Raw genomic sequence first — 21,234 nt, 5'->3', positions numbered from 1 at the left:
ACAGGATGCGCGGGATCAATAAAAGAGAGCGCCCCCTTTTGGAGTAATTGCCTAAACCCGTTAGATTCTGGCAATTAAGACAACTTGAACATAGACGATGGCTGACGGTAACGCTAGCATTAAGGGTTATAACTGCAACGTATCTCAAGGACTTGTCATTATTATGCCCCTGCCCGATTTTCGCTTTATCCGCCTGCTACCGCTGGCTGCTCTCGTGCTCACGGCCTGTTCCGTTACGACGCCGAAAGGTCCAGGCAAAAGCCCGGACTCGCCACAGTGGCGTCAGCATCAGCAAGACGTGCGTAATCTTAATCAGTATCAGACACGCGGTGCGTTTGCCTATATTTCTGACCAACAAAAAGTGTATGCCCGTTTCTTCTGGCAGCAAACTGGCCAGGATCGCTACCGTCTGCTGCTGACTAACCCATTGGGCAGCACGGAACTGGAGTTGAATGCCCAGCCGGGTAATGTGCAGTTAGTGGACAATAAAGGCCAGCGTTACACCGCCGATGACGCCGAAGAGATGATTGGCAAATTGACCGGAATGCCTATTCCACTCAACAGTTTGCGCCAGTGGATTTTAGGTTTGCCAGGTGATGCAACCGACTACAAACTGGACGACCAGTACCGCCTGAGCGAAATTACCTATAGTCAGAACGGTAAAAAATGGAAAGTGGTATATGGCGGTTATGACACCAAAACGCAACCTGCGATGCCTGCCAACATGGAACTCACCGAAGGCGGTCAACGCATCAAGTTAAAAATGGATAACTGGATAGTGAAATAATGCGGACTCAGTGGCCCTCTCCGGCAAAGCTTAATCTGTTTTTATACATTACCGGTCAGCGTGCGGACGGCTACCACACGCTGCAAACGCTGTTTCAGTTTCTGGATTACGGCGACACTATCAGCATTGAACTTCGCAACGATGGGGAAATCCGCCTGTTAACGCCAGTTGAAGGTGTGGAACACGAAGATAACCTGATTGTTCGCGCGGCACGGTTGTTGATGAAAGCAGCCGCCGCCAGTGGGCGTCTTCCGAAAGGAAGTGGGGCAGATATCAGCATTGACAAGCGTTTGCCTATGGGCGGTGGTCTGGGCGGTGGTTCATCCAATGCCGCAACAGTTCTGGTCGCTTTAAATCATCTGTGGCAATGCGGACTGAGTGTTGATGAGTTGGCAGAAATCGGTCTGACGCTGGGCGCAGATGTTCCGGTTTTTGTCCGTGGTCATGCTGCTTTTGCCGAAGGGGTTGGCGAAATATTAACGCCGGTGAATCCACCAGAGAAATGGTATCTGGTTGCGCACCCTGGCGTGAGTATTCCTACACCAATGATTTTTAAAGATCCCGAACTCCCGCGCAACACGGCGAAAAGGTCAATAGAAACGTTGCTAAAATGTGAATTCAGCAATGATTGCGAGGTTATCGCAAGAAAACGTTTTCGCGAGGTTGATGCGGTGCTTTCCTGGCTGTTAGAATACGCCCCGTCGCGCCTGACTGGGACAGGGGCCTGTGTCTTTGCTGAATTTGATACAGAGTCTGAAGCCCGCCAGGTGCTAGAGCAAGCCCCGGAATGGCTCAATGGCTTTGTGGCGAAAGGTGTCAATCTTTCCCCATTGCACAGAGCCATGCTTTAAGCCGGGCAAGCTGAGTTTCGGTGACAACGTCACCTTGTTCCAGACGTTGCATCGCGCTCTTTAATACACCGCCTGGAAAGAATATTGCCTGGCCCGCACAGTTTTCGGCAGATTCTTTCCACCAATGGACGCATGCCTGAGGTTCTTCTCGTGCCTGATATGAAGCTTTTTGCTGGTAACGCCACCCCGGAACTAGCACAACGTATTGCCAACCGCCTGTACACTTCACTCGGCGACGCCGCTGTAGGTCGCTTTAGCGACGGCGAAGTCAGCGTACAAATTAACGAAAATGTACGCGGTGGTGATATTTTCATCATCCAGTCCACTTGTGCCCCTACTAACGACAACCTGATGGAATTAGTCGTGATGGTTGATGCCCTGCGTCGTGCTTCCGCAGGTCGTATCACCGCTGTTATCCCCTACTTTGGCTATGCGCGCCAGGACCGTCGCGTCCGTTCCGCTCGTGTACCAATCACTGCGAAAGTGGTTGCAGACTTCCTCTCCAGCGTCGGTGTTGACCGTGTGCTGACAGTGGATCTGCACGCTGAACAGATTCAGGGTTTCTTCGACGTTCCGGTTGATAACGTATTTGGTAGCCCGATCCTGCTGGAAGACATGCTGCAGCTGAATCTGGATAACCCGATTGTGGTTTCTCCGGACATCGGCGGCGTTGTGCGTGCCCGCGCTATCGCTAAGCTGCTGAACGATACCGATATGGCAATCATCGACAAACGTCGTCCGCGTGCGAACGTTTCCCAGGTGATGCATATCATCGGTGACGTTGCTGGTCGTGACTGCGTACTGGTCGACGATATGATCGACACTGGCGGTACGCTGTGTAAAGCTGCTGAAGCTCTGAAAGAACGTGGTGCTAAGCGTGTATTTGCGTACGCGACTCACCCGATCTTCTCTGGCAACGCGGCGAACAACCTGCGTAACTCTGTAATTGATGAAGTCGTTGTCTGCGATACCATTCCGCTGAGCGATGAAATCAAATCACTGCCGAACGTGCGTACTCTGACCCTGTCAGGTATGCTGGCCGAAGCGATTCGTCGTATCAGCAACGAAGAATCGATCTCTGCCATGTTCGAACATTAATCGAACCCGGCTCAAAGACCCGCTGCGGCGGGTTTTTTTGTCTGTAATATCCATTTGTATGACCTATGCCTCCTTCACCTGCCATTTAGTTGACAGATGATGCGCTCACGGATGAAACATTATTGTGAACAAAATATTTTCCTCACATGTGATGCCTTTCCGCGCTCTGATCGACGCTTGCTGGAAAGAAAAATACACTGCCGCACGGTTTACCCGTGACCTGATTGCCGGGATAACCGTTGGGATTATTGCTATTCCTCTGGCGATGGCGTTGGCAATTGGCAGTGGTGTGGCTCCTCAATACGGTTTATATACCGCTGCCGTTGCGGGGATTGTCATAGCTCTGACGGGTGGGTCGCGCTTTAGCGTTTCCGGTCCGACTGCAGCATTTGTAGTAATTCTCTATCCCGTTTCGCAACAGTTTGGACTGGCAGGCCTGCTGGTTGCGACGTTGTTGTCGGGGATCTTTTTGATCCTGATGGGTCTGGCGCGCTTTGGTCGTCTGATTGAATATATTCCGGTTTCCGTCACCTTAGGTTTTACCTCGGGTATCGGTATTACCATCGGTACTATGCAGATTAAAGATTTTCTCGGTCTGCAAATGGCTCATGTCCCGGAACATTATCTACAAAAAGTCGGCGCATTATTTATGGCGCTGCCGACCATTAATGTGGGTGATGCTGCGATTGGTATCGTAACGCTGGGCATTCTGATTTTCTGGCCACGTTTGGGTATTCGTTTACCCGGCCACCTTCCGGCCTTGCTGGCTGGTTGCGCGGTGATGGGGATTGTTAACCTGCTTGGCGGACATGTTGCTACCATCGGATCGCAATTCCACTACGTTCTGGCCGATGGTTCTCAGGGTAACGGTATTCCGCAACTGCTGCCGCAACTGGTGCTGCCGTGGGACCTGCCTAATTCAGAGTTCACACTAACCTGGGATTCTATTCGCACTCTGCTGCCTGCGGCATTCTCAATGGCAATGCTCGGCGCAATCGAATCACTGCTCTGCGCCGTGGTGCTGGATGGTATGACCGGGACGAAACACAAGGCGAACAGCGAACTGGTCGGTCAGGGGCTGGGGAATATCATCGCTCCATTCTTTGGTGGTATTACCGCTACTGCTGCCATCGCACGTTCTGCCGCTAACGTCCGTGCTGGGGCAACTTCCCCTATCTCGGCGGTGATCCACTCTATTCTGGTTATTCTTGCCCTGCTGGTACTGGCACCGCTGCTCTCCTGGCTGCCGCTTTCCGCCATGGCAGCCCTGCTGTTGATGGTGGCGTGGAACATGAGTGAAGCGCACAAAGTGGTCGACTTGCTGCGTCATGCGCCGAAAGATGACATCATCGTCATGCTGCTGTGTATGTCACTGACCGTGCTGTTTGATATGGTTATTGCCATCAGCGTGGGGATTGTTCTGGCATCGTTGCTGTTTATGCGCCGTATCGCCCGTATGACTCGTCTGGCGCCGGTGGCAGTAGACGTTCCTGATGATGTGCTGGTCTTGCGTGTTATTGGCCCGCTGTTTTTCGCGGCGGCTGAAGGTCTGTTCACCGACCTGGAATCACGTCTGGAAGGAAAACGGATTGTTATTCTGAAGTGGGATGCCGTTCCGGTGCTTGATGCCGGTGGTCTTGATGCGTTCCAGCGTTTTGTGAAGCGCCTGCCTGAAGGGTGTGAACTGCGCGTGTGTAACGTGGAATTCCAGCCTCTGCGTACAATGGCCCGATCCGGTATTCAACCGATTCCGGGACGTCTGGCGTTCTTCCCGAATCGCAGCGCAGCGATGGCTGATCTGTAAGAAAGGCATTAAATTGACCAGTCAGCGCAAACTGACTGGTCAGCAAACTACTGTAGTTGTTAGCTATGACGGCGATTATCGCTACGGCGGCAACGTTTGTCATAGTGGCGAACCCACCAGTAACGGTCGCACACCTGTTCATGCCCGCCAACACGGGCTCCCGCCAGCCAGAGAATGGCACCGACGAAAATACTCAGCACTGCACCGTGTGCGAAATACTGGGGCATATCAAACTGTGGTAATTGGTTGAGGATTGAATACCCCACGCCGACCACCATCACCACCAGACCCAACCCCATAAGCACGTTACCGAGTAACGAAGCGTTTTTGCGTTTCATGTGTCACCTCCGGAACTTTCTGGGTTGTAACAGGGAATACCCCTCTTCCTTATGTGTAAAGTATAGACAACACCCTGTGGCTTATGTGCGGGCGTGATCACAATTACAACCCTTATTTCAACAAAACTTTACAAATAACCGTCTGAACACCTTGACTTTCTAATAGTCGACACTGGCAATTATTATATTATCTGCGTTTAACACGCTGTTTTTTGTCAAGCGGGGCCGCAACCAGTAAACTACGCGCCAGTTATGTACTCACTCAGGACAAAAAAACGTGACGATTAAATTGATTGTCGGCCTGGCGAACCCCGGCGCTGAATACGCAGCAACGCGACATAATGCTGGCGCCTGGTTCGTTGACTTACTGGCGGAGCGTTTACGCGCTCCCCTGCGCGAAGAGGCTAAATTCTTTGGTTATACCTCGCGAGTTACCCTCGGAGGCGAAGATGTCCGCCTGTTAGTCCCGACTACATTTATGAATCTCAGCGGCAAAGCCGTCGCAGCGATGGCCAGTTTTTTCCGCATTAATCCGGACGAAATTCTGGTGGCTCACGACGAACTGGATCTGCCTCCGGGCGTCGCCAAATTTAAATTGGGCGGTGGCCACGGTGGTCACAATGGACTGAAAGACATCATCAGTAAATTGGGTAATAACCCTAACTTTCACCGTTTACGCATCGGAATCGGTCATCCGGGCGATAAAAACAAAGTTGTCGGGTTTGTGTTAGGCAAACCACCTGTTAGTGAACAGAAGTTAATTGATGAAGCCATCGACGAAGCGGCGCGTTGTACTGAAATGTGGTTTACAGATGGTTTGACCAAAGCAACGAACCGATTGCACGCCTTTAAAGCGCAATAAGTCGTTGTCTGCGGCATTTTTGCCGAGTGCCGTGTATAATAGGCAAAGTTATTTCCATTTCTGCAATCTGTTTGTGATAACAGGTTGATTATTAAGATATTAAGGTGATTTAAATCATGGGATTCAAATGCGGTATCGTCGGTTTGCCCAACGTCGGGAAATCTACCCTGTTCAACGCGCTGACCAAAGCCGGTATTGAAGCGGCCAACTTTCCATTCTGTACCATCGAGCCGAACACGGGCGTCGTACCAATGCCTGACCCTCGCCTGGATCAACTGGCTGAAATCGTAAAACCGCAGCGTACGCTTCCCACGACCATGGAATTTGTCGATATCGCCGGTCTGGTAAAAGGTGCGTCGAAAGGTGAAGGTCTGGGTAACCAGTTCCTGACCAACATTCGTGAAACCGAAGCGATCGGCCACGTTGTTCGCTGCTTTGAGAATGACAATATCATTCACGTTTCCGGCAAAGTTAACCCGGCGGACGATATTGAAGTTATCAACACCGAACTGGCGCTGGCGGATCTCGACACCTGCGAACGTGCGATTCACCGCGTACAGAAGAAAGCCAAAGGTGGCGATAAAGACGCAAAAGCCGAGCTGGCGGTACTGGAAAAATGCCTGCCACAGCTGGAAAACGCAGGCATGCTGCGCGCGCTGGATTTAAGTGCAGAAGAGAAAGCGGCGATTCGTTACCTGAGCTTCCTGACGCTGAAACCAACGATGTACATCGCCAATGTCAACGAAGACGGTTTTGAAAACAACCCGTATCTTGACCAGGTGCGTGAAATTGCGGCGAAAGAAGGTTCTGTTGTAGTTCCGGTTTGTGCTGCTGTTGAAGCAGACATTGCCGAACTGGACGACGAAGAACGTGACGAGTTTATGCAGGAACTGGGGCTGGAAGAACCGGGCCTGAACCGTGTGATCCGTGCAGGTTATAAACTGCTGAACCTGCAAACTTACTTCACCGCTGGGGTGAAAGAAGTGCGCGCATGGACCATTCCGGTTGGTGCAACTGCGCCACAGGCTGCTGGCAAAATCCACACCGATTTTGAAAAAGGCTTTATCCGCGCACAAACCATCTCGTTTGAAGATTTCATCACTTACAAAGGTGAACAAGGTGCAAAAGAAGCGGGTAAAATGCGTGCAGAAGGTAAAGACTACATCGTTAAAGATGGCGATGTGATGAACTTCCTGTTCAACGTCTAATTCCGCGTAATATCCTGGCGGTTAATAACGAGCCATTATGTGAGTCGCACATAATGGCTTTTTTACACCTGCTACGCTGCTTTTTTCAATTCTGAGTTACCGAAACTCATAATCAGACTCCTGGCAATATTAACAATACGGCTTTTATGTGATAACAATCACAGTGCATTAACCGTTCAAGAGTTTGTCATGAAAAAAACATTTACCTTCAGTCTGTTAGCAATTGTCTTCGCAAGCCTGTTAAGTGCTTGTGTTCCTCACCATCATCACCGCCACAACGATGGCCCGCGTGGTCCTGCGGCTTCCGGTAAGCCAATGCCACCTTCAAATGGTGGGCCAAATCATGGCAGTCATGGTCGCTATTAATTAGCAAGTCATACGCGGGAGAGTGCCTACTTTCCCGCTATCCACGACGCTTAAACTGACTTGCATCAATGCCGTATTGCTTCATTTTTCGCCACAGCGTAGTGCGACCTATCCCGAGTAAAACCGACATTTCCTGAATACGTCCACCAGTCACCTGGGCCGCGTTAATAATCGCTTCTTTTTCAACTTCCGCGAATGACAGACTGGTAGAAAGGCGTGTAGCGCTGGCATCATCTGTCGCCTGTTCAGTAAACAGGTGTTCCGGCAAATCACTGACACGAATGCGTCCGTTTTCGCTACTCAGCGCAAGATTCTCGATGACGCTGTAAAGTTCAAAATCATTGCCGGGCCATGCGCAAGAAACCAGGCGAGTAAGCGCATCGTCATCAATTTTCAGACGCGTAGAGAAGCGTTTTTCAAGACTGCGCAATTTGTTATTCACCAGCGCCGGAATACTGTCGCGCCGCATCCGTAAAGGCGGGATGGTAATTTCAAATGCATGAAGCGCGTAATAAAGCTGACGACTAAAGCGATTTTGCTCCACCAGCATCGCCAGATCCGCTGTTGTAGTGGCAATCACTTTGACATCAATGGGTATTAAACGCCGCGCATCCAGTCTTGTGATGACGCCTTGTTTGATAACCTGGAGCAACGCAGACTGTAACTCTGCCGCCAGATATTCAATCTTTTCAAGGAACAACGTGCCGCCATGTGCCAGTTCCAGCCGACTCAGACGACCATTTTCATTCTCCGTTCGATCGCCACCAATAAATTCTTCCGCCAGCGCCGCATCGCCATATAACTCGCAATTAACCGCGATATAGGGACCCGCCGCACGCTCGCTTTCATTGTGAATGGCCTGGCTTAACAGTGCTTTGCCAACGCCTTCTTCTCCACAGAGTAGCACCGGGAAACTGCTGCGCGCCGCCTGGCGGCCAAAATGGATCAACCGGCGGGTTTGCGGATCGTCCTGTGGCATATGAGCGAAGGTATGGCTGACTTTTCCTAATTGACTGGTCATCAACTGCCGCATCTGTTCTACCGGATGGAGCAACAGAATAAAGCTGGTCCCTTGCGTTTCAATTATCGGTTTAAGGGTAATGACCGCATCAATAAACTGGTGCTGACTTTCAAAAGTCGCTTCCACATGTTTGAGGGGATGAGCTTGCTTTATTGCCTGTTGCAATACGGTTGGTAGCGTTAATAGCTCAGTGATCGCCCTTCCCTGACTTGCCGTTGCGTCCAGACACAAAACTCGCGCCGCCTGGGCATTGATAAATTGCAAATTACCCTGCTCATCCCAGCTAATCACGCCATCGTCCATACTTTCCAGCAAGGCGTTAAGCTGATTTAAATGCCGGTTTGTTTCAGCCAGTAAACTGTCTGTCAGCAGTAAATTTCCTACCTCGCGCGCAATTGCCAGCGTCAACGGCAAATCGGCTGCGGTGGTTTGCTCAACCGGACACGCCAGCGCTATCGTTCCCGTTAATCGGCCCTTGCTGTCAAACAGTGGCGTTGCGCAAAATGCCCAATCCCATAGCGCCTGCTTGAAATGTTGATCGGCCAGCGTTTTCACTGCCTGACCGGAGATAGCCGCTAACGATAGCGCACAAGTACCAATAATTCCCTCTGCGCAATACGTGCCGTCATTGAATCCCAGGACACTAAGCTGGTGCAGCGTGTGCGGATCACCATAACGACTAAGGATGCAGGCGGTTTCATCAAGGATGAACAGTCCACACGCCCGCGATTCCATATATTCCCAGGCATCTTCCAGTGCCGCTTGCCCGAGTGCCAGCATCGCTTCCTTACGCCGATAGATAGAAGCAAATGTCACGCCCCGAGCCTGATGCGGTACGCTCCATGACTCCCGTTTCATCAGCTTGCGGCATCGCTCCCAGGATGCTGCTATCAAGGGAGATACGCTCTGTTGCTGGTTGTTAAAACCGTCATTCATATTTGCTGCCCTTATGACAAAAAGGTGTTCCGCATCGCAAATTTACTTATCCAGATTCGGCATTGTTCCGTTATGGAACATTTATTAAAACATATGTTTCATTGTGAAACATAATTTGGGTTAATTTTCTTTTCTCCCGCCTGATGCACAATGGATTTACCGGCAGTCAGTGGTCGCCGTGTCGTTGAACATCATCCATGCCCTACCCTAATTGCTGGAGCAAAATAATGAAAAAATTGATCAATGATGTGCAAGACGTACTGAACGAACAACTGGCGGGACTGGCGAAAGCGTATCCTTCGCTGGCACTGCATCAGGACCCGGTGTATGTCACCCGAGCCGATGCGCCAATTGCAGGAAAAGTGGCGTTATTGTCGGGAGGCGGCAGCGGACACGAACCCATGCACTGTGGTTATATTGGCCAGGGTATGCTCTCGGGGGCGTGTCCTGGCGAAATTTTCACCTCACCGACGCCCGATAAAATTTTTGAATGTGCCATGCAAATCGATGGTGGCGAAGGTGTACTGCTGATTATCAAAAATTATACCGGCGATATTCTTAACTTCGAGACAGCGACCGAATTACTGCACGATAGTGGCGTAAAAGTGACCACCGTGGTCATTGATGACGACGTTGCAGTAAAAGACAGTCTTTATACCGCCGGGCGGCGCGGCGTTGCCAATACAGTATTAATTGAAAAAATTGTTGGCGCAGCGGCAGAACGCGGTGACTCGCTGGAGGCTTGTGCACAACTGGGGCGTAAGTTGAACAATCAGGGCCACTCTATTGGTATCGCCCTCGGTGCCTGTACCGTCCCTGCTGCAGGCAAACCTTCTTTTACGCTGGCAGATAATGAAATGGAATTTGGTGTCGGCATTCATGGTGAGCCGGGTATTGACCGCCGCCCCTTCTCCTCTCTTGATCAAACTGTCGATGAAATGTTCGACACGCTGCTGGAAAATGGCACATATCACCGCACGCTGCGCTTCTGGGATTATCGACAAGGTAGCTGGCAGGAAGAGACGCAAACTAAACAACCGCTTCAGTCTGGCGATCGCGTGATTGCGCTGGTCAACAATCTTGGCGCGACACCGCTTTCTGAACTGTATGGCGTCTATAACCGCCTGACCACGCGTTGCCAGCAAGCTGGCTTGACTATCGAGCGTAATTTAATCGGCGCGTACTGCACCTCACTGGACATGACCGGTTTTTCCATCACCTTACTGAAAGTTGATGACGAAACGCTGGCGTTATGGGACGCCCCGGTCCACACCCCGGCGCTTAACTGGGGTAAATAAGGAGATAACCATGTCACTGAGCAGAACTCAAATTGTTACCTGGCTCACTCGCTGTGGAGAAATTTTCAGCAAAGAGAGCGATTATCTTACCGGGCTGGATCGTGAAATTGGCGACGCTGACCACGGGCTGAATATGAATCGTGGCTTTAGCAAAGTGGTAGAAAAACTCCCTGCCATCGCGGATAAAGACATCGGTTTCATTCTCAAGAATACCGGCATGACGTTGCTTTCCAGCGTCGGCGGTGCCAGCGGCCCACTGTTCGGTACGTTCTTTATCCGTGCGGCACAGGCAACTCAGGCACGTCAAAGCCTGACGTTGATAGAGCTTTATCAGATGTTCCGTGATGGCGCAGACGGCGTAATCAGTCGGGGGAAAGCAGAACCAGGCGATAAAACCATGTGCGATGTCTGGGGGCCGGTGGTTGAGTCGTTACGCCAGTCCAGTGAGCAAAACCTTTCTGTTCCGGCGGCGCTCGAAGCCGCCAGTAGCGTCGCGGAATCCGCCGCACAAAGCACGATTACGATGCAAGCCCGCAAAGGCCGCGCCAGTTATCTCGGTGAACGCAGTATTGGTCACCAGGATCCTGGTGCAACCTCCGTGATGTTTATGATGCAAATGTTGGCGTTAGCCGCAAAAGAGTAAGGAATTGGTGATGGTAAACCTGGTCATAGTTTCACATAGCGCCCGACTGGGAGAAGGTGTCGGTGAATTAGCTCGCCAGATGTTAATGGGCGATAGTTGTAAAATCGCCATTGCCGCAGGAATTGACGATCCACAGAATCCCATCGGTACAGATGCCGTCAAAGTGATGGAAGCCATCGAATCCGTTGCCGATGCCGACCATGTGTTGGTCATGATGGATATGGGGAGTGCGTTATTGAGTGCAGAAACCGCACTGGAATTGCTTGCGCCAGAGATCGCCGCGAGAGTACGTTTGTGCGCTGCACCGTTGGTCGAAGGAACGTTAGCAGCCGCCGTCAGCGCAGCCTCGGGGGCGGCTATCGACAAAGTCATCCATGACGCCATGCATGCGCTGGAAGCCAAACGAGAACAACTGGGTTTACCATCATCCGCTACTGAAATCTCCGACATATGCCCCTCGCACGATGAAGAAGCCCGTTCTCTGGCAGTGGTGATTAAAAACCGTAACGGACTCCACGTCCGTCCAGCCTCCCGACTGGTCTATACCTTATCGACATTTAATGCAGACATGTTGTTGGAGAAAAACGGTAAGTGCGTAACACCGGAGAGTATTAACCAGATTGCGCTGTTACAAGTCCGCTGTAACGATACGCTGCGCCTGATTGCAAAAGGGCCAGAGGCTGAAGAGGCGTTAGCCGCTTTTCGCCAGTTGGCTGAAGATAACTTTGGTGAAATGGAAGAGATAGCACCGCCAACTCTGCGTCCAGTTCCGCCTGTCACAGGCAAAGCCTTTTATTATCAACCGGTTTTATGCACAGTACAGGCAAAATCATCACTGAGCGTGGAAGAAGAACAGGAACGGTTACGCCAGGCAATTGACTTCACGTTGTTAGATCTGATGACGTTAACGGCAAAGGCAGAAGCAAGCGGGCTCGACGATATCGCAGCAATTTTTTCCGGCCACCATACACTATTAGACGATCCTGAACTGCGGGTAGCGGCAAGCGAACTCCTTCAGCATGAACATTGCACGGCGGAGTATGCCTGGCAGCAGGTTCTTAAAGAACTTAGCCAGCAATACCAGCAGATTGATGATGAATATTTGCAGGCTCGCTATATTGATGTGGACGATCTTCTGCATCGCACCCTGCTCCACCTGACACAGACAAAAGAAGAACTCCCTCAGTTTAGCGCGCCGACCATTTTACTGGCGGAGAACATTTATCCCTCCACGGTACTTCAACTGGATCCGACAGTCGTTAAGGGCATCGGCCTTAGTGCCGGAAGTCCGGTATCCCACAGCGCTCTAATTGCCCGTGAACTGGGTATTGGCTGGATTTGTCAGCAGGGAGAGAAGCTGTATTCGATTCAACCTGAAGAGACGCTAACGCTGGATGTAAAAGCACAATGCTTCAGGCATCAGAGTTAAATTAGATTTGTCTGTCAGTTCGCAGAAAAAGATTTCAATCATGCTCTTACGGCGATCCTGAACTAAGGTTTTCTGATACTTGAATACCGTTTTGTTCGGTATCGCCAAAGGAGAATGATTGATGAAACCACTTGTCCCTCGTCGCTCGCAGAAAGTGGCGTTAATACCTGCTGCCGTATTATTGTGTGCCACCGCGCTATCTGCACAGGCAGAAGAAACACCGGTGACGCCACAATCGCCTGATATTTTGTTAGGCCCTCTGTTTAACGATGTGCAAAACGCCAAACTTTTTCCTGATCAAAAAACTTTTGCCGATGCCATTCCTAACAGCGATCCATTAATGATCCTCGCAGACTACCGGATGCAGCAGAATCAGAGCGGGTTCGATCTGCGCCATTTCGTTAACGTCAATTTCACCCTGCCGAAAGAGGGAGAAAAATATGTGCCTCCAAAGGGGCAGTCACTGCGCGAACACATTGACGGACTTTGGCCGGTGTTAACCCGTTCTACCGAAAGTACCGAACAATGGGATTCTCTGTTGCCGTTGCCGAAACCCTATGTCGTGCCGGGAGGTCGTTTTCGCGAAGTGTATTACTGGGACAGTTACTTTACCATGCTGGGGCTTGCCGAAAGCGGTCACTGGGATAAAGTGGCGGACATGGTGGCCAACTTTGGTCATGAAATAGATACTTATGGGCATATTCCAAACGGTAACCGCAGCTATTATTTGAGCCGCTCGCAGCCGCCCTTTTTTGCCTTGATGGTAGAGTTACTCGCGCAACACGAAGGTGACGACGCGTTGAAACAATATCTGCCGCAACTGCAAAAAGAGTACGCGTACTGGATGGACGGTATTGAAAATCTGCAGGCCGGACAACAGGAAAAGCGCGTTGTTAAACTCAAGGATGGCACTATTCTTAACCGCTACTGGGATGACCACGATACGCCACGCCCGGAGTCGTGGGTAGAAGATATTGCCACCGCCAAAAGCAATCCGAACCGCCCTGCCACTGAAATTTACCGCGATCTGCGTTCTGCCGCCGCGTCTGGCTGGGATTTCAGCTCACGCTGGATGGACAACCCGCAGCAGTTAAATACATTACGCACCACCAGCATCGTACCGGTCGATCTCAATAGTCTGATGTATAAAATGGAGAAAATCCTCTCCCGCGCCAGTAAAGCCGCCGGGGATAACGCGATGGCCAGCCAATATGAAACGCTCGCCGATGCCCGTCAGAAAGGGATCGAAAAATACCTGTGGAACGATCAACATGGCTGGTATGCCGACTACGATCTGAAGAGCGATAAAGTACGCAATCAGTTAACTGCCGCCGCCCTGTTCCCGCTTTATGTCAATGCAGCGGCAAAAGATCGCGCGACCAAAATGGCTGCTGCCACTAAAACACATCTGTTGCAACCAGGCGGACTGAACACCACATCGGTGAAAAGTGGACAGCAATGGGATGCGCCAAATGGCTGGGCTCCGCTGCAATGGGTCGCGACCGAAGGGTTGCAAAACTACGGGCAGAACGAGGTGGCGATGGACATTAGCTGGCACTTCCTGACCAATGTTCAGCACACTTATGACCGGGAGAAGAAGCTGGTCGAGAAATATGATGTCAGTACCACCGGAACAGGTGGTGGCGGTGGCGAATACCCGTTGCAGGATGGCTTTGGCTGGACCAATGGCGTCACGCTGAAAATGCTCGATTTGATCTGCCCGAAAGAGCAACCGTGTGACAACGTTCCGGCAACGCGTCCGACCAGTAAATCAACCACACCGCCGGTTAAACAAAAAGAGGCGGAACCTACGTCTTAACTTTACTGTATATCGGGCAATGCCATTGTGCGCATAAAATTGGCATTGCTCTTTTTTTCCACGAAAAACCAAACATCGATTATTATACGGTCTATGTCTTAATTTTCTTATATCAGAGAAGATATTAATTTTACATTATCAATTTATTAATCATTACTCTTCTATTTATATTTTTCCGCCACTCACGCATTCTCCCTGACAATTTTCTTGTTGAACAAAGCGTTGTTTAGCAAATAAGCAGATCATTCTGTTTCTTTAGACAAATCTTGACATCAAACATGATCTTTATCGATATATATGTAAATATATAGCGGTTTTAATTGTCAGGATATTACTTATGTCACTAACCAGACGGATGTTTACGCAGGCTCTTGCGTCTACCTTGTTCCTGCATCATCTGCCGTCCTTTGCACAATCAGTTAAATTCTGGGCCTCATTGACGCTTCCTGAAGCCAAAAAAATTACGCGTATTGTCAGTGCCGGTGCGCCTGCCGATCTGCTTTTGCTGGCTGTCGCGCCAGAAAAACTGGTCGGTTTTTCTTCTTTTGACTTTGCTCGCGAGGCGGCAATTCCATTAACTCCGGCAATACGTCATTTACCTAAACTTGGACGACTCGCCGGACGCGCCAGTTCGCTTTCAATGGAAGGGCTTATGGCATTGCAGCCCGATTTGGTCGTTGATTGCGGCAATACGGATGAAACCTGGATCTCCCAGGCACGGCAGGTTAGCGAACAGACACAAATACCCTGGTTATTGCTTAATGGGAAACTGGAGCAATCGGCAGAACAGTTAACAACGCTGGGCAAAACGTTAGGCGAAGAGCACCGCGCCGCAGAACAAGCCAATCTCGCCAGCCGCTTCGTTGGTGAAGCTCAGGCATTCGCCACCTCACCCGCCGCTAACCTCCGCTTTTATGCTGCGCGCGGTCCCCGAGGGCTGGAAACGGGCTTACAGGGTTCGTTGCATACCGAGGCGGCGGAATTATTAGGTTTGCACAACGTCGCGCAAATAGCCGATCGCCACGGCCTGGCACAGGTTTCCATGGAAAATCTACTGCGCTGGCAGCCGGATATTATTCTGGTTCAGGATGCTGTGACTGCAAACTTTATCCGTAACGATCCTCTCTGGCAGGGCGTAAATGCCGTTGCGGAACATCGCATCCTGTTTTTGAGTGGCTTGCCTTTCGGCTGGCTGGATGCCCCGCCGGGAATCAACCGTCTTCTGGGATTGCGCAGACTCCACGCCTGGCTGGATCCCGCAGTCAACAGCCAGTTTAAAAACGATATGCAACGTTACGCTCAACTGTTCTGGCATTGCCCATTAAGTGACGCCGACTATCAAAAAATGGTGGCGAGCTAATGAGAACCGCGAACGGATGTATTCTGCTGCTGGCAGCTATCAGTATCACTTTTGCCGCCGTAAATGGGGCTTATCATCTCGATATACAGCAACTGCTGGCGCTAATTCTTCGTCAAGAAGATGTTCCTGTGCAGGAACAAATTGTCTTCTGGCAAATCCGCGTGCCGCGCATTCTGGCGGCGTTGTTACTGGGCGCTGCGCTGGCAGGCGCCGGAACCACCTATCAGGGTATGTTCCGTAATCCCTTAGTTTCACCGGATATTTTAGGCGTCTCCGCCGGTGCCGGACTTGGTGCCTGCGCGGCAATCCTGTGGGGATTATCGATAGCTTACATCCAACTCTATGCATTTTGCGGCGGTCTGCTGGTGGTCGCAGGCGTCTGGCTGATTACATGTCGGGTGACTCGTCACGATCCGGTGCTCACGCTGGTGCTGGTCGGCATTGCGTTAGGAACGCTGTGTGGAGCGGGGATATCGCTAATTAAAACGCTGGCCGATCCCTATACCCAGTTGCCCTCGATTACCTTCTGGCTACTCGGTGGCCTGTCTACGGTAACCTTACGCGACCTTTACTACGCGGCACCGCTCATTCTGGCTGGCACCGTTCCTCTGCTATTCCTCCGCTGGCGCATGAATTTACTCACGCTTTCTGATGACGAAGCCCGTTCGCTGGGGCTGAATGTTGCGCGTCTGCGATTAGGATTGATTGTCTGCGCCACACTAATCACCGCCAGCACGGTAGCAATAGCGGGCATTATTGGTTGGGTTGGTCTGGTCGTTCCGCACATTGCCCGCTTGTTGACCGGTCATAACCATCAGCAACAGTTGCCCATGGCAATGTGTACTGGCGCGATTCTGCTCCTGCTTACCGATACGCTGGCGCGCAGCATTGGGACAACAGAAATCCCGCTCGGCATTCTGACCGCTTTTGTTGGCGCACCGTTTTTCCTGCTTTTGTTGTTACGCGGAGGTCGCCAGTGACTTTGCTTGCCGTCCGTCATGCGTCTCTGGGTTACTCCCGCCATCCGGTGCTAAGTGACGTTTCCTTCGCCCTGTCGCAAGGAACAATTTGTTGTCTGCTTGGCGCCAATGGTTGCGGCAAAACCACACTCATGCGCTCCATTCTTGGCGTTATTCCGTTATTAAAGGGCGAGATCTTACTGGATAGCATCCCTGTTCAGACACTTAGCCATCGCCAGCGCGCGCAAGCAATTGCCTGGGTACCGCAGGCGCACGACGGTATTTTTGCTTTCAGTGTGCTGGATATGGTGTTGATGGGCCTGGCCCCCACCATGGGCGCTTTTTCCGTTCCCGGTAAGCAAGAACGCCTGAAAGCAACGGAACAACTGGAAAAGCTGGGTATTTTGCATCTGGCGACAAGACGCTGGAATACCCTTAGCGGTGGTGAACGCCAGCTGGCTTTAATCGCCCGTGCACTCGTCCAACAACCGCGCTTGTTGTTACTGGATGAGCCCGCCTCCAGCCTCGATTTCGGTCATCAGATCCAACTTCTGGACACGCTGGCGCAGCTAAAAAATAACGGCATGACAATGTTAATGTCGACTCACCATCCGCTCCATGCCAACGCCATTGCCGATAGCATTATCCAGGTAGAGCCAGATGGACGAGTAACACAAGGCTTACCGACCGAACAGTTAACAACGAACAAACTGGCGGCCCTGTATCGGGTTTCTGCCGACCAAATTCATCATCACCTCTCTGCAATTAGCCGCTAAGGAACAATCATGCTCATTGATGATATTGATTTTGCAGACCTTTATCTGCAGCAACTCAAACTGGCTCACCGCACAGAAAAAACGCCCGATCACTGGGACCAACGGGCGGAGAAAATGGCTGAAAATTGTGCCTCGCCAACGGACAGCTACCTGCAACAACTGATCGCTAAAATTGACCTGCAAGGCGCGCAGACCTTATTCGATATGGGCTGCGGACCAGGTACCGTATCGCTGGCGCTGGCTGACAAACTTACGACGGTTTATGGCGTTGATTACAGTCAGGGAATGCTGAACGTTGCCGCCCGCCGCGCCGCCGCGCTGAAGGCAGACAATGTCCACTGGATCCAGCGCGCCTGGGAAGAGGACTGGAGTGACCTGCCACGCTGCGATATTGCCGTGGCTTCCCGATCCACACTGGTGGCAGATATGCGCCAGGCAATGAGCAAACTGAATAATCAGGCACGGCTGCGCGTCTACACCACCCATCTGGTCAGTACCTCGTTCGTCTCCCCGGCCATTCAGCGGGCGGCAGGTCGGGAAGTGATCGAATTACCCAACTATATCTTTGCGCTCAACGTCCTGTATCAAATGGGAATTTATGCTCACGTCGATTTTATCCGTGGACAAAATTGCCAACAGGATAACAGCACCTGGGAACGTTTTGAGCAGAATGTCAGCTGGAGTCTTGGCACGCTTAACGACGATGAGCGTGAGCGGTTATATCGCTGGTATCAACAACAAGATGCTCGTACCCTCGCCCCTGCCAGCCGCGACTGGGCGCTCATCTGGTGGGATAGCGTGCCGCCGGAGGCACTGCGATGATCTTCATTTCTCAGGCACAAATCGATGCGTTACTTCTGGAAGATATCCAGGGCGGTGACCTGACCACGCGGGCATTAAATATTGGACACCAGCCTGGCTATATTGAGTTTTTTCACCGCCAGGGCGGCTGCGTCAGCGGCGTTTCTGTCGCGTGTAAGATGTTAACCACGCTGGGGTTAACCATTGATGACGCGGTCAGCGACGGTTCACAAGCGGATGCAGGTCAGCGGCTGATCCAAGCCTACGGCGACGCTGCAGCACTTCATCAGGGATGGAAAGCGGTCCAGAACGTACTGGAGTGGAGTTGCGGCGTCTCAGATTATCTCGCTCAAATGCTGGCGTTGCTTCGTGAACGTTATCCTGACGGCAATATCGCCTGCACCCGAAAAGCTATCCCTGGAACCCGGTTGCTGGCAACACAAGCTGTCATTGCCGCTGGCGGGCTGATTCACCGTGCCGGATGTGCGGAAACCATATTATTGTTCGCCAACCACCGTCATTTTCTTGCTGACAATCAGGACTGGTCGGGCGCAATCGCCCAGTTACGTCGCCACGCCCCCGAGAAGAAAATTGTTGTTGAAGCCGACACGTCTGAAGAGGCTATCGCCGCGTTACGCGCGCAACCAGACGTACTTCAGCTCGACAAATTTAGTCCGCAGCAGGCAACTGAAATTGCGCAAATAGCGCCGTCGCTGGCTCCCCACTGTACGCTGGCTCTGACCGGCGGAATTAATCTGACGACACTCAAAAATTACCTCGACTGCGGCATTCGCCTTTTTATTACTTCCGCGCCTTATTACGCGACACCGGCTGACATCAAAGTCAGTCTGCAACCCGCAGCCTCTATTTAATTCTTTGTTAAACGGAATTTATTCTATGAGACTCAAAAAACGTTATCTCTGCACAGCATTATCACTTGCCTTTACCCAGCAGGCCGTAGCGGCTCCGGAGAGCGACACGCTGACCGTATGGTCCAGCCCCGTATCATCGACGACGACCACCGTTCTCGATCAACCCACCATGAAGGCCCTGGATAAACAGAATGTCGCTAAGGCATTAAGCGTCGTCCCTGGCGTAGTGCTGCAAAAGTCAGGCAGCCGCAACGAAGAACAGGTCAAAGTTCGTGGTTTTGATAGCCGTCAGGTACCGGTCTATTTCGACGGCGTGCCGATTTATGTTCCCTATGACGGCAACCTCGATCTGGCGCGGATTCTGACCAACAATCTGGGCGCGGTCGAAGTTTCCAAAGGGTACTCGTCGCTGCTTCAGGGGCCTAATCAGATGGGCGGAGCCATTAATATCACCACCCAGAAGCCAACGAAACCTCTGGAAGCAAGTCTGGGATATCGCCAGGGATGGAGCCGTAGCCAGGACAATGCCTACGATATGCATGCTTCATTTGCCGCCAGCAACGATCTGGGGTATTTGCAAGTCAGCGGTAGCCAGCTAAAGCAGGATTTTCTCGGCCTGCCGCATGGTGTGAATAACGATATTGCAGGCAAACACGGCAAGATGATTCACTCATCGGCTGATGACAAACGCGGCATTGTGAAGCTCGGTTTTACACCACGCGAAAACGATGAATACACACTGACTTACATTAAGCAGGATGGTGAAAAAGATAACCCGCCATACAGCGGAAACAGTGGTCAGAAATCACGCTACTGGCAGTGGCCGGAGTATGACAAAGAAAGTTTTTACTATCAGGGAACGACCCAGCTAAACGAGCGTTTTACTTTGAAAAGTCGGCTGTATCGCGACACCTTTGAAAATACGCTGATGATGTACAACTCGCTGGCTGATTTGAAAAATAAAAAAGGCAGCTACAGCCATTATTCCGATTACAGCGACGGTGCCGGGTTACAACTGGCAGCCGATGTGCGTGAAAACGATCTGCTGTCGTTTGCCGTTAACTGGAAAGATGACGTACACCGGGAAAAAGGTGCGCCGCACGCCGCTTACGATCGCTATGAAGATCGCACCTGGTCGCTCGCCAGTGAATATCAATGGGCTGCCGCCGATAATGTCGATGTCGTGGCGGGAATCAGCTATGACTGGCGCGATAGCGTAGAAGCGAAAAAACATGAGAACGATGGCAGCATCACCCATTATGACGACAACAATCAGTCAGCTTTTAACTGGCAGGTGATGGGGAAATACCACTTTGCCAATGAAGACACGCTGGCGCTTTCGTACTATGACCGCACACGCTTTCCGACGCTGAAAGAACGCTATACCACGTCCAAACCAGCGTATAACCAGATAGCGATTGTTAACCCGCAGCTCAAGCCGGAACGCGCGCGCGGGGTAGATTTAACCTGGAATGGTGCCTTCACGCGCGACTGGGGATTTGAGGTCAGCGTTTACTATAACCGGGTGAGTGATGCCATCCTCTCGCACAATATCGATGCCGATACCATTCAAAACCAGAACAGCGGCACGGTGGATTACAGCGGTCTGGATGCCGGTATTAAGGGGAAAATCAGCAATATACTGGATGTAGGATTGAGCTACGCCCTGATCCACGCTGACGCTAAACGCAAAGACATCGGCAAGATAACCGATCTGCCAACGCAGACCATGACCGCATGGATGACTCTCAAACCGTGGGAGCCGTTAAGCGTAACACTGTCGGAAGAGGCGCGTTCCTCCAGCTACAGCAACAGTGACGGTTCACAAAAAGCCGCCGGTTTTGCGGTGACCCACATTCGAGCTGATTACGCCTTAGGTCATGGCTTCAGCGTCAATGCGTCGGTCAATAACCTGTTTGATACCCAATATGCCTACAGTGAAGGGTTTATTGAAGAAGGTCGCAATTTCTGGGCAGGTGTCGAGTATACGTTCTGATGTGAAAGCG

General features: G+C 51.4%; 19 protein-coding genes. 17 read left to right on the top strand and 2 right to left on the bottom strand.

The features are described 5' to 3' along the window. Positions 1–163 precede the first annotated feature (163 nt). The 4 genes from lolB to dauA all read left to right on the top strand — a co-directional run bounded on the left by lolB (position 164) and on the right by dauA (position 4,540). The gene (gene lolB / locus D9741_RS12865; RefSeq protein ID WP_130205669.1) at positions 164–787 is read left to right on the top strand and encodes a lipoprotein insertase outer membrane protein LolB; all 624 of its coding nucleotides are present in this window, start codon (positions 164–166) and stop codon (positions 785–787) included. Further along, complete coding sequence (gene ispE, locus D9741_RS12860; protein WP_130215991.1) at positions 787–1,638, top strand: 4-(cytidine 5'-diphospho)-2-C-methyl-D-erythritol kinase; 852 nt, start codon at positions 787–789, stop codon at positions 1,636–1,638. The genes lolB and ispE overlap by 1 nt, the downstream gene beginning before the upstream one ends. Before the next feature lie 150 nt (positions 1,639–1,788). Continuing rightward, positions 1,789–2,736, top strand: coding sequence for a ribose-phosphate diphosphokinase (prs, locus tag D9741_RS12855; RefSeq protein ID WP_001298109.1), 948 nt, complete (start codon positions 1,789–1,791; stop codon positions 2,734–2,736). Positions 2,737–2,860: 124 nt separating this feature from the next. Then, entirely contained in the window at positions 2,861–4,540 is a 1,680-nt protein-coding gene (dauA, locus tag D9741_RS12850) for a C4-dicarboxylic acid transporter DauA (RefSeq protein WP_130205665.1), read from the top strand. Between the two features lie 59 nt (positions 4,541–4,599). On the opposite strand, the gene ychH is transcribed toward dauA, so the two are convergent. Further along, a complete protein-coding gene (gene ychH / locus D9741_RS12845) occupies positions 4,600–4,878 on the bottom strand; it encodes a stress-induced protein YchH (RefSeq protein ID WP_064528711.1) in 279 nt (92 codons plus the stop codon). Positions 4,879–5,155: 277 nt separating this feature from the next. On the opposite strand from ychH, the gene pth reads away from it, so the two are divergent. The 3 genes from pth (at position 5,156) to D9741_RS23365 (ending at position 7,314) form a co-directional block, all read left to right on the top strand. Continuing rightward, positions 5,156–5,740 carry an aminoacyl-tRNA hydrolase gene (gene pth, locus D9741_RS12840; protein ID WP_000152933.1) on the top strand — a complete coding sequence of 195 codons (585 nt, stop codon included), beginning with the start codon at positions 5,156–5,158 and terminating at the stop codon, positions 5,738–5,740. A 116-nt stretch (positions 5,741–5,856) separates the two neighbouring features. Next, a complete protein-coding gene (gene ychF, locus D9741_RS12835; RefSeq protein ID WP_000505866.1) occupies positions 5,857–6,948 on the top strand; it encodes a redox-regulated ATPase YchF in 1,092 nt (363 codons plus the stop codon). 189 nt (positions 6,949–7,137) lie between these two features. Next, entirely contained in the window at positions 7,138–7,314 is a 177-nt protein-coding gene (locus D9741_RS23365) for a hypothetical protein (protein WP_165383448.1), read from the top strand. Between the two features lie 37 nt (positions 7,315–7,351). Here the strand turns inward: D9741_RS23365 and dhaR are convergent, their stop codons facing one another. Beyond that, positions 7,352–9,271, bottom strand: coding sequence for a dihydroxyacetone kinase operon transcriptional regulator DhaR (gene dhaR / locus D9741_RS12830; protein WP_130215989.1), 1,920 nt, complete (start codon positions 9,269–9,271; stop codon positions 7,352–7,354). 227 nt (positions 9,272–9,498) lie between these two features. Here dhaR and dhaK point away from each other — a divergent pair, with 227 nt between their 5' ends. From dhaK to D9741_RS12780, 10 genes are all read left to right on the top strand, one after another. After that, a complete protein-coding gene (dhaK, locus tag D9741_RS12825; RefSeq protein WP_130215987.1) occupies positions 9,499–10,569 on the top strand; it encodes a dihydroxyacetone kinase subunit DhaK in 1,071 nt (356 codons plus the stop codon). 10 nt (positions 10,570–10,579) lie between these two features. Then, positions 10,580–11,212 (top strand): dihydroxyacetone kinase subunit DhaL, encoded by a 633-nt coding sequence (gene dhaL, locus D9741_RS12820; RefSeq protein ID WP_130205657.1) that lies wholly within the window; start codon positions 10,580–10,582, stop codon positions 11,210–11,212. A gap of 10 nt (positions 11,213–11,222) precedes the next feature. Next, the gene (dhaM, locus tag D9741_RS12815; protein ID WP_130215985.1) at positions 11,223–12,641 is read left to right on the top strand and encodes a dihydroxyacetone kinase phosphoryl donor subunit DhaM; all 1,419 of its coding nucleotides are present in this window, start codon (positions 11,223–11,225) and stop codon (positions 12,639–12,641) included. A gap of 121 nt (positions 12,642–12,762) precedes the next feature. Next, complete coding sequence (locus D9741_RS12810) at positions 12,763–14,460, top strand: alpha,alpha-trehalase (protein ID WP_130215983.1); 1,698 nt, start codon at positions 12,763–12,765, stop codon at positions 14,458–14,460. 337 nt (positions 14,461–14,797) lie between these two features. Further along, positions 14,798–15,820: an iron ABC transporter substrate-binding protein gene (locus D9741_RS12805; RefSeq protein ID WP_130215981.1), complete on the top strand. Its 1,023-nt coding sequence runs from the start codon at positions 14,798–14,800 to the stop codon at positions 15,818–15,820. Further along, on the top strand, positions 15,820–16,800 hold the full coding sequence (locus D9741_RS12800; RefSeq protein WP_130215979.1) for an iron ABC transporter permease: 981 nt from the start codon (positions 15,820–15,822) through the stop codon (positions 16,798–16,800). Before D9741_RS12805 ends, D9741_RS12800 begins: the two co-directional genes overlap by 1 nt. Further along, a complete protein-coding gene (locus D9741_RS12795; protein ID WP_130215977.1) occupies positions 16,797–17,555 on the top strand; it encodes an ABC transporter ATP-binding protein in 759 nt (252 codons plus the stop codon). Before D9741_RS12800 ends, D9741_RS12795 begins: the two co-directional genes overlap by 4 nt. 9 nt (positions 17,556–17,564) lie before the next feature. After that, entirely contained in the window at positions 17,565–18,377 is an 813-nt protein-coding gene (locus D9741_RS12790) for a class I SAM-dependent methyltransferase (RefSeq protein WP_130215975.1), read from the top strand. Then, positions 18,374–19,228 (top strand): ModD protein, encoded by an 855-nt coding sequence (gene modD, locus D9741_RS12785; RefSeq protein ID WP_130215974.1) that lies wholly within the window; start codon positions 18,374–18,376, stop codon positions 19,226–19,228. Before D9741_RS12790 ends, modD begins: the two co-directional genes overlap by 4 nt. Positions 19,229–19,253: 25 nt before the next feature. Then, complete coding sequence (locus tag D9741_RS12780; protein WP_130215972.1) at positions 19,254–21,224, top strand: TonB-dependent receptor; 1,971 nt, start codon at positions 19,254–19,256, stop codon at positions 21,222–21,224. The last annotated feature ends 10 nt before the right edge of the window (positions 21,225–21,234 follow it).

Source organism: Escherichia sp. E14V7, from assembly GCF_004212225.1.
In the GTDB taxonomy this organism is placed as follows: domain Bacteria; phylum Pseudomonadota; class Gammaproteobacteria; order Enterobacterales; family Enterobacteriaceae; genus Escherichia.
The sequence above is the reverse complement of the archived record's forward strand: the minus strand, read 5'-3'. Positions and strand labels throughout refer to the sequence as shown.